A 14,645-nucleotide genomic window follows, 5' to 3' on the forward strand; every position below is an offset into this window, starting at 1 on the left:
CAATTTCTGCAAGTTAAATAGAGTATCTAATCCTACTCTTCTGAGTCATCGATCATCAATACCGCATTACGCACATCGGCCAAACGCTGAATCATCGCATCATTGCCACCATCGAATATCGCGCACTCACGCTCATAAACCGTCGTTGGACGCATGACGCTTTGTACTTGTACATGATGACTGATTTGTTTAAGACCACCATTCGGCAATAAAATCAGCATCTGCTCTTTTTTGCCGACGCTATCTAGCAGATGCGTCATGGCATCGACTTGGGCATTGTCACTCACACCAGCTTTGGCTGGCAGAGCAAATCGTGACAGCTCAATATGCTTATCATGAATAATTTTATTCAGCATCAAGTATAGCTTGGCTAGCATCACGCCTGCCAATGCAACTTTTGCATGGCTATTCTCTGCTTTAAGCATCACATAAGCACCACTTTCATCAAAGTGTGGTTCATTGATTGCGCTTACACCCAACAACAATGGCTGTTTCAGTAACTCAGTCACCGCTTGGTTTAGTAGCTGCGTACAGAGTGCCAAATACGGCAGACGTTGAGACGGTGCCAAGCGCTCAAGCATATTGAACTCATCATGAAAGACAATCTGGACGCTGACACTATCAAATGCTCTGGTGGCAGACAATCGAGAGACATGATTGTTAGCATGCTGGCTACTGTCTTCTGCTTTATGAGCAGTATGATCACTGACATCACTGTCTGTCATATTACTGGCAGTATCCGCAGTTGTACCGTTAGTATTATCATCGAGCGTCGAATCTTGATTCTGCTGGGTTCTGACATACTGATTGACAGCACTATGAATATCTAATTTACGCGTATTAGGTTGCTGGTTATACCCTGCACTTGCAGCTGCTTGACCATTAGATTGACCATCATGGACCAAACGATCACTTTGGCTAGTACCTGTCTCACCATTATCACCATTATCACCATCATCAGCAGACATTGATTGACGACGTTCTCGCTCACGAGCATAACCACGCTGATCGAGCTGCGTATATTGCTCACGATGCAAGTCTTGAACATCGCGGCTGATGGCATTGATTTGCTCTCTAGTTGGACGAGCGATATAGCTGTAAATCAGCCACAGCAATAAATGCAGCACCATCGAACCAATCACAAATGGCCATTGCATGGCGATGATTTCACCCTTGCTAATATCCTTTAGAGTCAATGCCACACTACCAATGACCGCATCGCCTTTGGTTGCAATTTGGCTAATAGTATCACCCTGCTGCATCGGCGCATTGCCGACAGGCACCAAGATATCGCCATTATTGTCTTTAATCAGGATACGGGTTACGTCTTGTTCGCTGGTATAGCGATTGGCAATAACGCTTAAGCTGACACGGTCTTTATTTTCTAAAGACAGGCGCGCTTCGTCAATGAGCTGAGCGACCATTTGCTCGCCTTTTTGCGCACGACTGTTGCTCAGCTGTTGATCGGTACTGATGACCAATAATAGGGTTTGCAAACAAAAACTAACCAGAAGAATGATGGCAAACAACCCTTGCCGCGGCGCTAAATAGGTCATGATATGGGAAACTTTTTTGGATAAATGGAGTTAAAAAACGAGGCTATTGCTCATTCGCTCATTTTTGCAAGAGTATGCAGCTATATTTGTTCAATTCAATACCGCATTGTCTAAATAATCTTTTTTTATAAGACTGATTATTTAACGCTGCTATCGTACAGTAGTTATGTTGTGCAATTATGTGTGGCGCAAGCATTTAAGCAGTATTTACGACTCGCTTACCCACTCATTGACATCTACTATATCACCATAGTAAGGGTTATGGCGTTAGCGAGTATCATAATTTTTTTGTAATGAGTAATTTCAATTTTACGGAGATTTTTTTGCAACAGTCGCCGTTTTATTTGCTGTTTTATTCGCTACTGATACTTTGCGTCTCATCTATAGTCGCTGCTTACTAAAGCTGTTATTATTCCTAATCTTATATCAGCATACAAGGGACAATTGAGCGATGCCAAACAATACCTCTTACTCGTTACCAAAAGACAGCAAAGCATGGCAACAGGCGGTTGATTCCGTGGCCTCGTTATTACCAGAGGGTACCAATTTACAGGATTTTGATGCACTACAATCCTTGCCTATTTTTGCTTTGATTGTGGTATTGCCGACGCATGTATCTTCACTTGATATCCACCAGTATGTACAATCATGGGTTGATGAGCAGCCAAATTGGCATCTGGTCACGGTTGCAGAAGATGCTGATGCCAATTTTGTAGATGTTGAAATTGCTGATGTAGACACGGCGCAACCTTTTGCCAAACGCTCATTTATCGATGTGCAAGTATTCCGTTATTTATTGGTGCCCGTGACTGATACCCTGATGCATCCTGCCAAAAAAACTGCCGCCGCACATATCATTGATGACCAATTGACCACGCGTTTGCGTCGCGACTTGACTGAAGCTTATAACAACGCTCAAAACGCCGTCGTAAGCGATCATTTGGATGTCGTCGATTGTCATATCTTATCGGTCGGTCATATGCTGCGCACTCATAAGCTTGCCTGCTTTGATATGGACTCTACCTTGATTGAACAAGAAGTCATCGTTGAGCTGGCAAAAACGGCAGGTATTGGCGAGCAAGTAGAAGCCATCACTGAAGCCGCCATGCGGGGCGAGATGGATTTTGATGAATCTTTTGCGCAGCGCGTGGCGTTATTGCAAGGTATTCCAACCAGCGTGCTTGATGAAATTTGCAGTCGCTTAACATTATCGACAGGTGCCTTGGCTACCATTAGCGCTCTAAAAGCTTTGGGCTATCATACGGTACTTGTATCCGGTGGCTTTACGTACTTCGCTCGCTATATCGCCGAGCAATTGGGTATTGATGAAGTACACGCCAACTCATTGGATATCGAAGAAGGTGAAGTCACCGGTCATATACAGTTGCCTATCGTTAATGGGGCTAAAAAAGCGGCTATCGTCGCCCATACGGCTGAGCGCCTAGGTATTACGATGTCTCAAGTGGTTTGTGTCGGTGACGGCGCCAATGACTTACCGATGATGGCACTGGCCGATTTGGGCGTGGCTTTTAATGCCAAACCTATCGTACAAGCGCGCGCCGATGCCGCTGTGAATGTCACAGGGCTTGAAGGCGTGCTATATGCGCTAGGCTATCCTGCATTTGTACGCAGCAGTGAACGCAGCAAAGTTTAGCTAATTATAAAAGATATCGAACCAAAAGCTGGGCTGATACATTTTAATTGGTCCAGCTTTTATGGTTTATTCTCTGCTTTACAGTGTTTTTTGGCGCTACTATACTGCCATGCGCGATTGTCATTTCATATTGCCATGTTTATCTTTTTCAATAACTTTTATCTTATCCAGTAACTTTATCTTGTCCAATAAAAAGGATTGTCCATGACGGCATCACAATCACCACGGCCAGATGCCCAGTCATCTTCCACCCAGTTAGATAACCAACCTGCTGCTGACGAAAGCAGCCCGATTTATAAAAATAGCCCCAAGGAATTACTGGGTGTCTATGTGCGAGGGTTGGCAATGGGCGCGGCTGACATTGTACCGGGCGTCTCTGGTGGTACGATTGCACTGATTGCAGGTATTTATGAGCGCTTAATTAACGCTTTGAGCAGTGTGGGTCCCAATCTTTGGCAGGTCTTTCGCCAAGAGGGTGGTATCAAAGGTTTAATCGCAGTATGGCGACAAGTCGATGCCACTTTTTTATTGTTCCTGTTGATGGGTATTGCCACCAGCCTTGCAACGCTTGCCGGTGTTATTAAGCATTTATTAGACAATCAGCCTTTAATGATTTGGTCATTCTTTTTTGGTTTGGTCATTGCAACTGTTTTTCTGTTATTAAGTGAGATTAAGCGCTGGAATATCGGACGGGCGCTCTTATTCCTACTTGGAGTAGCCAGCGCCGTTATCATTAGCAGCTTGCCTCTGATGAACACGACGCCAAGTTTGCCGTATTTGTTTGTTGCCGGTGCGATCGCTATTTGCGCGATGATATTACCAGGCATCTCAGGATCTTTTATTTTATTGTTGATGGGTGCTTATGACACGGTACTCGAAGCGGTTCATACTTTAAACTTTGCTATTATCTTTACATTGGTGGCTGGTATGGCAACGGGATTATTGCTTTTTACCCGTATGCTCAAATGGTTATTGTCCCGTTATTATCAAGCTACTTTAGCGCTACTTATCGGCTTTATCGCAGGCTCGTTAGTCAAAGTCTGGCCTTGGAAAACAGATGCCCTAGGGACATTAAATAGTGAAGCCATCCATAACGTCATGCCATGGCATTACCCTACTGGCGCAGAGTGGTTAACGACCTTGAGCTTGATGCTATTAGGTGCCATTCTAGTGACTGCCTTATCGCTTTGGGGTCGCCGTAGCCCTCGCCCTTAATACCTGTCTACTCTTGCTATAGTCGATTCAATTTAAAAAGCATACAGTACTGCTGGGATAAATTTTGCGAAGCCTCTGGAGTGCAAAGCGCACAGCAAGCGAGAGAAATTTATACCAGCATAATGCTATTCTTAACATAACTCTTCTATATTGAACTCACTATATTAAATCTTACCATCGAAAAAAAACGCCCAGATTAAGGCGTTTTTTTGTTGTCTAAAACTGTAAGATTTACCATTTATTTTGCTAAATACTTTTAAAAAATCAAACGTCAGCTGTTGTCGCAAAGTAGCCTTCAGAGGCTTTAGCTTTCTGTTACAAACTTACATAATAGCCTTGTTGGAATTCACCTTATGAAGAGCGAGATGAACAATGTTATTAACAATATTTTCTACATTTGGTAGCGAGGCGTTGAGTACAAGTGCCATATTGGGCTATGGTTTATTTTTAATCGCAGTTGTTGCTATTGCTGTGTCATCACAGCGCTGGTTGCTTTGGTATTTGTTTGGCGGCATGGGATACTGGTTAGCCGTAGAAATGATTCATAGTTTAGTGACACATTGGTTCTTATGGTCAGAATGGCACAATTATGTAATTGCTATGGGTATCAGTTGGCTGCCTTTGGGCGCATGGGTCTTGTATCGAGCGTTACGTTATGAGGATGTCAGTCGCAGCATGATACAAGAGCGTGAGCTACAAGCAGCGCGTTATATAGAGCATACGCCCGTCTATGACGACGACTATCAGCCACGCTTTCATTAAACCCTGCGTTATCATATTGCTGTCATCGAATGTTACAAGATACTTAAGGCTCTCTACGTAACTCCTAAAGAATTGACACCTAGCAATCGTTTATAATCTACTTATATATTTGTCACAAAAATTGTTATAAAGTACGCATTATTTGCGTCTTATTTTTTAGGAGTTTGTCTATGTTTACTGTACCGGTTTTGGATATTAAGTCTGATCCATTAGATGTTTTATTAGCTGTGATTGGTTATCGTTTGTCGATGCTAGCTGATAGCGATAATGAAGATGTTAAAAAAATACTTGCAGATCGTAAGGTTATCATTGAGCTTGCTAGCACTGAAGCAGATGTGGCACGTTATTATAGCTTTGATAATGGTAAATTTAGCCAACATAGTGGTCATGCTAAAGAAGCTGACCTGACTATCAATTTTAAAGACTCTATGACAGGCGTTAAGCTTTTAACTAAAGGCAGCCTTCCTGCCTTTATGACTGCCGTACAAGAAGGCAACTTAAGCATCGAAGGCGATTACAGCCTAATGATGTGGTTCAATAAACTTGCTAAGCATATCGTGCCAGCCATTCCAGAAGAATGTAAACCTTATATCCAAAAAGCCAAGCCATATGCTTATAAAGCACAAAAACTTGCCAACCATTGGGTCGGCGTTGCTAAGCACAAGTTGGGTAAATAATCGAATAATCAGAAGCGATAGCTAGCTAGCTGTTACTGATAGCTGAATGACTGCTTCGCTAGTTTCTGATTTTCTAAAAAGGTTGCGCTATACTATAGCGCAACCTTTTTTATTGTAGATAGTACTACTAAAAAATTAAATCAGATGAGCGACATCCGATGTTTATCTTCTATGACCATGCCTAATATCTTTATAAAAGGATTTATATTATGTCAGCACTGCTTAATATCACAGAGCCAAATAACAACGCTAATAGCAATGACAACGATTTTTTAGCATCACTAACGACCGATGCCACACAAGCCACTGCCAGCAAATACAGTCGCGAGCAAATTGCCCAATTGTTCGATTTGCCATTGATGGATTTATTATTACAAGCGCAAACCATACATCGTCAGAACTTCAATGCCAATGAAGTACAAATCAGCACCTTGTTGTCTATCAAGACTGGCAACTGCCCTGAAGATTGCGGCTACTGCTCACAATCCGGTCATCACCGCGATAAAACCAAGCTGGTCGCTGAGAAGCGCATAGAGGTGGACAAGGTGATTGCCGCTGCCAAACGCGCAAAAGCTACTGGTTCATCACGATTTTGTATGGGCGCAGCATGGAAGCACCCTAGTGCCAAAGACATGCCTTATGTGGTCGAGCTGGTCAAAGAAGTCAAAGCCTTAGGGCTTGAGACCTGTATGACTCTAGGTATGCTAGATACTGATCAGGCCGCACAACTGGCAGACGCAGGACTGGATTACTACAATCATAATTTGGATACGTCTAGAAGCTACTATGAGCAAGTAGTTAGTACGCGCAGCTACGATGAGCGTCTAGATACCATCACCAACGTACGCAACTCAGGTATCAACGTCTGTAGCGGCAATATCGTCGGTATGGGTGAGAGCCGTGATGACCGCATTGACTGGGTGCACGAGCTACTAAAAATGCCTAAAGCACCAGAGTCTATTCCAGTCAACTTATTGGTGCCGATTCAAGGCACGCCAATCGGTGATAAGGTCTTGGCAGAAGGTCAATTGTCAGTTCTTGAGTGGATTCGTACCATTGCTGTGACACGTATTTGCTGTCCAAGTAGCTATGTACGTTTATCTGCTGGTCGCGAAAGCTTATCTGACGCTGAGCAAGCATTAGCATTTATGGCAGGTGCCAACTCATTCTTTTATGGTGACAAACTGCTGACCACGGGTAACGCCAGTCAATCAGGCGATGATAGACTCATGCGCGAGCTTGGCTTAACCAAGCAGTTTGCCGCTCCTCGCGCACCAAAGCAAGTGCCCGTCATGGATGCTATGAGCGGTCATCAATCACAAGTTGTTTTGGCTAGCTGAGGCTGAGTAGTTTTGGCTTAACGCTACCATTATTAGATAATCTGCGCTAAGCTTGCCCGCGTTTATCATTGCTTAAAATAACCAAAGAGACTTCAGCATGGCAGATTATTTTAATTGGATTAAAGCGGCACACATTATATCCGTGGTGTGTTGGTTTGCAGCGATTTTCTACTTGCCGCGCCTATTTGTCTATCATGCAATGAGCGATGACAAGATCAGTCAAGAGCGCTTTACTATCATGGAGCGCAAGCTCTATCGCGGCATCATGACGCCAGCTATGATAGCGACGTGGGCTTTTGGGTTATGGATGGTGTTTTTGGGTTGGGACGTCTATAAAACCCAAGGCTGGCTACACGTAAAGATCTTTCTAGTTATTCTATTGTCCGCTTATCATGGTGCCTGTGGTTTTTATCGTAAAAAGCTGGTCGATAACCCGCAATATAAGTCGCATGTATTTTGGCGCTGGTTTAATGAAATACCCGTATTTGCTTTAGTCATTATTGTGATTCTAGTGGTGGTTAAACCGTTCTAAAATTGGCTCTAGCATAGGCAATGCTTAATAAAAAAGCGTCCCTCACTTGATGAAGTGAGGGACGCTTTTTTATGTTTGAATAAACTAGATTAAGAAGGTCTATATTAAACGTTCGGGCGCATAATTTGATAGACATTGCTCAAATCATAAACACGATAGCGCGCAGGCTCGCGGCGGCTCTCGCCAGCATAGCTTAATATCAGCGCTTGCTTTGCTTGCTCATCAACCCAGCCGACAAACAATCCGCTGTGCTCGACACCGTTATAACCATGATTGATATAGTAGAGCCAGTCACCAACTTCGATTTCACCACTATTGGCATAAGGACCTTGACCATAGGTACCTTTATGGATAGTATCGCGCGTCACCCCTGCTCGTTTAAATACTGCATTCAGATAATCCCAGCAGCCGCCTTGAATAATCGTACGCTCGTTCAGCGCCATTTTACGGGCAGTGCTGATGACTTCACGGGCAGCCAGACTACTTTGCGTTTCGGCATTGCTGAGTAACGGTAGATACTCGCTATCGACATTATCATAGTTGCCTGATAAAAAGGCCGGCAAAACTGATGATACTTGGCGTTGTACTTCAGGATAGCGATAATTAGTTTGGTTATTGCTAACATAAGCATTTTGGTTAGAGTAGGTTTTATTAGCATAGCTACTATTAGAATAACTTGGTTGTGTATTACTTGTATTTAAACGATAACTATTAGAAGTACCAGCACGTTGGATAGTGGATCGCGTACTGATTTTAGCAGCAGGGACAGCGGGGTACGATGGTGTATAGCGGGCGCTATAATCAGTTAGAGAAGATTTTTGAGCAATCAAGCTGCTCATACTATCGGCGTGAACTTGACCGACTGCACCGAGAGTAAGTAATAATGCACTGCACGACGTTGTGATTGACCAAATGGACAAACGCGACATGACTAGCTCCTTGTCAATATAGTATCAATAACCATAGTAGCGATAACCGTATTCATTATAAGTATGATGAGATTTTTTCAATCTTACTTATAAACCATTTGGACAGGATTCTGCAAGCCTTATCACGCTTAAATAAACGATAAAAGGTATAAATATAAGGATAAGCGGTAAATAAATAAGACAAGATGAGCGGGTTAAAAAACTTTAACATTAAAAAACCTTTAATAATAAAGGTCTTAATCGCTGCTCATTTTGATATTAACATGACGTTTGGTCAGTGTTTGACCTTGTAGAATCGCTTTGGTAGCAGTGGCTTCTTGGATATTATCAAAACCACTAATACAATATTTACGTCTAGAATCGCCATCAGTAATCTCTAATTGCTCGCCTACTAGACTTATCATATCGCTGTCAGTTAGCTGAATAGGCATACGCTTGCCTTGGTTGTCATGTACCAGCTCACCAGCACGCACCCATAAGATGCCGCTACTAATATTACCTGCTGTCGCTTTTTTATGCTGTTGGCGCTGCCGATTAAAAAAGAAGCTACCGATAATTAGCAGTGCAAGCGCACCAATTGACCATCGTACCGGCAACAGACTCATTGCCAGCGCGACGCATACTGCACCTACCAATAACGCCGCACCAAACCAAAACAGCCCATTGTCTAATGCTTGGGGCTGTCCTTGTAAGGTAATTTTGGCGCCGTCATCAGTCAGCTTAAGCATGCACGTTTACCTATAGAAAAGCAGTGAAAGTATTATAAAAATATCAATAGTAAGCCGTATTGCGGTCTTATATGACTACCAACCTAAGGCGGTTTTTTGCATAGCAATCAGCTCAGCGATACCTTTTTCGGCTAGAATAAGCATATCGTCAGCTTGAGCACGAGTAAATGGCTTTTCTTCCGCCGTCCCTTGTAGCTCAATGAACTCGCCTTTTTGGGTCATCACCACGTTCAAATCCGTATCACAGCTGGCATCTTCTTCGTAGTTTAAATCCAAGTACGCTTTACCATCTTTCATACCAACAGAAACGGCAGCAACCAAACCAATCAATGGATCCGCTTTTAGTTTCTTAGTTTTTTGGATGCTCTCTAAGGCATCGATAAGGGCAATCGCGGCACCGGTCACACTAGCAGTACGAGTACCACCATCCGCTTGCAAGACATCACAATCTAAGTAAATGGTATTTTCGCCAAGCTTACTCAAATCAATCATGGCACGTAAACTACGACCGATTAAACGCTGAATTTCTTGAGTACGACCTGATTGCTTACCGCGAGCCGCTTCACGTTGATTACGAGTATTGGTCGCGCGTGGCAACATGCCATATTCAGCCGTGATCCAGCCTTTGCCTTTACCTTTGAGCCAACGCGGTACGCCAGACTCTACACTTGCGGTGCACAGTACTTTGGTGTCGCCAAAGCTGACCAATACTGACCCTTCAGCATGCTTAGTGTAATGGCGCTCAAAGCTGATTGAGCGAAGTTGATTAAGCTCACGGTTGTCAATACGCATAAAATTCCCTAGTACGAAGTTGTAAAAGCAGTGTTATAAAATAAGAGGTTTATATTTAAATTTATGGTTATGTGGTTAGCCAATCAGTATTTCCAGCAAATTTATATATTAAAATAAATGACAGCTGAATGCTCTAGCAGGGCTAAATGTTAGGTTATCCTAACGTGACAACGGTGCAATAGCAAGATTCACACAAGCTATCGCACCGCTGTCTTGATTAAAAATAGCTGTAAAAGTTATTCTAAACCTTCCATCTTACGCAATTCTTTACGCAGGATTTTGCCCACGTTTGATTTTGGTAATTCGTCAACGAATTGAATATGACGTGGACGCTTATAGCCGGTCAGTTGTTTTTTGCCAAAATCAAGCAGCTCTTGCTCGGTCACATTGCCTTTTTTGACCACATATAGCTTTGGGTCTTCGCCGCGATCATCATTTGGAATCCCGATCGCGCCGCACTCTACTATCCCTGGATGCTCGCTCATGGCTTCTTCGATTTCATTTGGATAAACATTAAAACCAGAAACCAAAATCATGTCTTTTTTGCGGTCAACAATTTTGATAAAGCCTTTTTCGTCCATAATGCCGATATCGCCTGTTTTAAGATGGCCACTGTCAGTAAAGCTTTCAGCCGTTTCTTCAGGGCGGTTTTGATAGCCAATCATGACTTGTGGACCTTTGACACAGATTTCACCACGCTCACCGATAGCCACCATGTTTTCATCATCGTCAATCAAAATGACATCGGTACTAGGGGCAGGGATACCAATCTTCCCAGTAAATTCAGCAATGGTCATTGGGTTAAAGGCAACCACTGGTGAAGTTTCAGACAAGCCATAGCCTTCAACGATAGGCAGACCAGTGATTTTATGCCACTCTTTTGCCACACTTGGGAGTACCGACATACCGCCACCAATAGAGGCTTTTAGACTAGAGAAATCTAAATCTGCAAAACTTTCTTTATGTACCAAGCCATTAAACAAAGTATTTACTGCAGGAATAAAGGCCGGTTTATATTTGCCCATCTCTTTAATCAAACCATCAAGATCACGCGGATTTGGAATCAGCAAACCAGCACAACCTTGGTACATGCTATACATCCCGCAAACCATAAACGAGAACACATGGTATAGCGGTAGCGCGGTCAAAAGCACATCAGTAGCGTCTATATCCTCTTCAAAAGCGCTGTCCATGAGCGCGCTAATCTGTAACATATTGGCGATTAAGTTACCATGAGACAGCATCGCACCCTTAGCTACCCCAGTCGTACCACCAGTATATTGCAATAATGCCACATCGCTTAAGTTCAAATCAGGACGCTGATATTTGCTAGCTGATACGGCACTTAATGCCTGCTTAAAGCTCGTGCTCTCTGGCAAACGATACGCGGGAATCATTTTTTTGACATGGCGGGCGACCAGATTGACCACGGGTCCTTTGATCGTACCTAACATATCGCCAATTTTACAGACGATGACATGCTTCACTTGACCCTTATCTTGCGCATCTTGATAAGTTTTTGCAAAGTTTTCGACGATGAATAATACTTTGGTGCCACTGTCATGCAGCTGATGCGATAACTCGCGGCTGGTATACAAAGGATTGACATTGACCAGCACCATACCTGCGCGAATGATACCCAAAGCCACCACAGGATACTGCAAGATATTGGGCATCATGACACCGACTTTATCACCCTTTACGAGCCCTAATGACTGTAAATAACTGGCAATTTGACGACTGTATAAATCCAATTGCTTAAATGTAATAGAAGCACCCATGCAGATATAGGCGGTTTTCTGTCCATAACGGCTGAAATTACGCTCGAACACATCAAGTAAAGAGGTACTGTCATCTGGCATCTCAATGGTAGCATTAATGCCATAGCGCTCATAAGCACTTAACCATGGACTGTCACTCGCTATCGTCGGCATAGTAGGAAACGCGTTCGTTCCAGCCTTTGATTGAGTATTGTTCGCAGCTTTATGGTCTGTCATCTCTTTATTGATATTATCAGTCATAATTTTCCTTAAATGTGGCCGTTAAAATATAGAATATGTCTAATTAAATCACCGTGGTCGTTAGTCACTCATTTGCAAAATCAAAAACTTGTGAATAAGAAGTCTTTTCGCTCATAAGCAAACAGATCTTATCATTCACAAATCTTTTAAATCAAAATTATCACCTTCACACTCCACTCTATTATTTACTATAAAACCGTTAAAGCTAACACAGCTACAGTGCTTTATAGTGATCATTCTGTGAAAGCTCTGGGCTAAAAAATCCACACTTTTATCGTTAAGTGCAAAAAATATCGATACGGACTATATCAGCTTTATGGAGAATTCTCTATGAATACCACCAAATCATAATAGGAAAACAAAAAAATGATAAGGCCCTATATAAGCGACCTTATCATCATTGATAACCATCTTTTACAACAATATATCATAGCTATTTTTACTAACTGCCACATCAACTATTAAGCGGTTTTCATCCCTGCTTCTTACTAATAGATAAAGATGAAAGCAGATAAAAAGCGCTTTGAACTTGATGGTAAATATTCTAACCGTGGTTCTTTTCTTCAAGTACACGCAGATCTTTATGCAAAATCTTACCGACGTTCGATTTTGGCAACTCATCGATGAACTCAACATAACGCGGACGCTTATAACCAGTTAGGTTTTCTTTGCTATAGGCAAGCACTTCTTCTTTCGTCAAGCTGTCATCACTACGCACCACATAAATCTTCGGTACTTCGCCACTCTTTTCATCTTCGACACCGATGACACCACATTCCAGAATCTTTGGATGGGCTGACATCACATCTTCTACTTCGTTTGGATACACGTTAAAGCCTGAGACCAAAATCATGTTTTTCTTACGATCAACAATTTTAAAGTAGCCTTCTTCATCCATCACACCGATATCACCCGTACGGAAATAACCGTCAGACGTCATGACTTCAGCCGTAGCATCATCACGTTTCCAGTAGCCTTTCATCACTTGCGGACCACGAACACAAATCTCACCGCGCTCACCAAGATCTACTTCATTGCCTTCTTCATCCAAGATAGCCATGTCAGTCGCTGGCATCGGCAGACCGATATTGCCTGAGAATTCGCCATTACCTTGTGGGTTTGCAGACGCAACCGGAGAAGTCTCTGACAGACCATAACCTTGTACAATCACGTTACCAGTAATTTTTTGCCATTTCTCAGCAGTATCTTTTAGAACCGCCATGCCGCCGCCCATAGACATCTCAAGCTTGCTATGATCTAAGGCTTTAAATACCTCACTGTTCGCTAACGCATTGAATAGGGTATTAACTGCTGGGAAAAACGCAGGTGGGTAATCTTTATAAGCCTTGATTAAGCTTGCACCATCACGTGGATTCGGCACCAGTAGCCCGATACAGCCGCGATATAAGCCGAACATGCCACAAACGGTAAATGAGAAGATATGATACAGCGGCAATGCCGTCATGATAACGGGTTGCTCAGCCATACCGTCAAATTTATCGAAAGCGTCACCAAGATAGGTATCACACTGAATCAGGTTGGCAACTAAGTTGCCATGGGTAAGCATCGCGCCTTTGGCAACACCCGTGGTACCACCGGTATATTGCAGAACAGCAATATCATCAAGGCAGATATTATCTGGACGTTTATAATTTTTCGCCGGAAAGCGATTCAGTGCCGTTTTAAAGTTGGTGCTGCTTTTAAGGTTATAATCAGGTACCAGTTTTTTCACATGGCGCACGACCATATTGACAATAAAGCCTTTCAACGGGCTCATCAAGTCGCCCATCGAGGTTACAACGACATGGTCAACCAAGTCTTTACCAATCTCTTCATAGGTTTTGGCAAAGTTCTCTAAAATAAATAATGCTTTGGTATCAGAGTCTGTTAGCTGATGCTCAAGCTCTTTTGAGGTATAAAGCGGATTGACGTTGACCAAGGTCATACCCGCACGCAGCACACCCAATACTGCAACTGGTAGCTGCAAAATATTTGGCATCATAACGCCGACTTTATCGCCTTTTTTCAGCCCAAGTGACTGCAAGTAGGCAGCAATTTGTTTACTATAGCGATCTAAATCTTCGTAGGAAAGCTTGACGTCCATACACACAAACGCTGTTTTACCAGCATGTTTAACAAAATTCCGTTCAAATATATCGATTAAAGAAGTATTGGCGGCTGGCATATCAATATCATATTGAATACCAAGCTTTTCGTAAGTTTTTACCCATACTTTATCGTTACGACGGATCTGGTTACCTTGATTTTCCATAATCTTACTTCTCCTAATAAATAATGCGCTACTGTGAACCCATAATTATCACAATGTGATAAACGTACAAAGACTCGGTGTGCAAGCTCACCACAGTGATGGCAAGCAAGGCTGGCGGTGCAAAGATATTGTGATGAGTCAACAATTTAGCGGTAAATAGCCCTTTA

The 14,645-nt window shown here is 42.8% G+C and carries 12 protein-coding genes; 6 read left to right on the top strand and 6 right to left on the bottom strand.

Features of this window, described 5'->3' with window-relative positions:
- Window positions 1-32: 32 nt before the first annotated feature.
- Complete coding sequence (locus PSYCG_RS11160) at window positions 33-1,556, bottom strand: hypothetical protein (protein WP_020444291.1); 1,524 nt, start codon at window positions 1,554-1,556, stop codon at window positions 33-35.
- A 451-nt stretch (window positions 1,557-2,007) separates the two neighbouring features.
- On the opposite strand from PSYCG_RS11160, the gene serB reads away from it, so the two are divergent.
- From serB to hemJ, 6 genes are all read left to right on the top strand, one after another.
- On the top strand, window positions 2,008-3,210 hold the full coding sequence (serB, locus tag PSYCG_RS11165; RefSeq protein ID WP_020444292.1) for a phosphoserine phosphatase SerB: 1,203 nt from the start codon (window positions 2,008-2,010) through the stop codon (window positions 3,208-3,210).
- A 204-nt stretch (window positions 3,211-3,414) separates the two neighbouring features.
- Window positions 3,415-4,425: a DUF368 domain-containing protein gene (locus PSYCG_RS11170; protein WP_020444293.1), complete on the top strand. Its 1,011-nt coding sequence runs from the start codon at window positions 3,415-3,417 to the stop codon at window positions 4,423-4,425.
- Between the two features lie 372 nt (window positions 4,426-4,797).
- The gene (aciT, locus tag PSYCG_RS11175) at window positions 4,798-5,187 is read left to right on the top strand and encodes an AciT family ciprofloxacin tolerance protein (RefSeq protein ID WP_020444294.1); all 390 of its coding nucleotides are present in this window, start codon (window positions 4,798-4,800) and stop codon (window positions 5,185-5,187) included.
- Between the two features lie 170 nt (window positions 5,188-5,357).
- Window positions 5,358-5,864 carry a hypothetical protein gene (locus PSYCG_RS11180; RefSeq protein ID WP_020444295.1) on the top strand — a complete coding sequence of 169 codons (507 nt, stop codon included), beginning with the start codon at window positions 5,358-5,360 and terminating at the stop codon, window positions 5,862-5,864.
- 209 nt (window positions 5,865-6,073) lie between these two features.
- Window positions 6,074-7,204, top strand: coding sequence for a biotin synthase BioB (gene bioB, locus PSYCG_RS11185; RefSeq protein ID WP_020444296.1), 1,131 nt, complete (start codon window positions 6,074-6,076; stop codon window positions 7,202-7,204).
- Window positions 7,205-7,301: 97 nt separating this feature from the next.
- The gene (gene hemJ, locus PSYCG_RS11190; protein WP_020444297.1) at window positions 7,302-7,736 is read left to right on the top strand and encodes a protoporphyrinogen oxidase HemJ; all 435 of its coding nucleotides are present in this window, start codon (window positions 7,302-7,304) and stop codon (window positions 7,734-7,736) included.
- A 104-nt stretch (window positions 7,737-7,840) separates the two neighbouring features.
- Here the strand turns inward: hemJ and PSYCG_RS11195 are convergent, their stop codons facing one another.
- From PSYCG_RS11195 to PSYCG_RS11215, 5 genes are all read right to left on the bottom strand, one after another.
- Complete coding sequence (locus tag PSYCG_RS11195) at window positions 7,841-8,665, bottom strand: hypothetical protein (RefSeq protein WP_020444298.1); 825 nt, start codon at window positions 8,663-8,665, stop codon at window positions 7,841-7,843.
- Window positions 8,666-8,901: 236 nt separating this feature from the next.
- Window positions 8,902-9,393, bottom strand: a complete 492-nt coding sequence (locus PSYCG_RS11200; RefSeq protein ID WP_011514466.1) for a hypothetical protein — start codon at window positions 9,391-9,393, stop codon at window positions 8,902-8,904.
- A gap of 75 nt (window positions 9,394-9,468) precedes the next feature.
- Complete coding sequence (rph, locus tag PSYCG_RS11205; RefSeq protein ID WP_011514467.1) at window positions 9,469-10,185, bottom strand: ribonuclease PH; 717 nt, start codon at window positions 10,183-10,185, stop codon at window positions 9,469-9,471.
- Between the two features lie 236 nt (window positions 10,186-10,421).
- Entirely contained in the window at window positions 10,422-12,206 is a 1,785-nt protein-coding gene (locus PSYCG_RS11210) for an AMP-binding protein (protein ID WP_020444299.1), read from the bottom strand.
- Window positions 12,207-12,750: 544 nt separating this feature from the next.
- Entirely contained in the window at window positions 12,751-14,478 is a 1,728-nt protein-coding gene (locus PSYCG_RS11215) for an AMP-binding protein (protein WP_011514469.1), read from the bottom strand.
- Window positions 14,479-14,645: the final 167 nt, after the last annotated feature.

The organism is Psychrobacter sp. G (assembly GCF_000418305.1).
GTDB classification, from domain to species: domain Bacteria; phylum Pseudomonadota; class Gammaproteobacteria; order Pseudomonadales; family Moraxellaceae; genus Psychrobacter; species Psychrobacter cryohalolentis.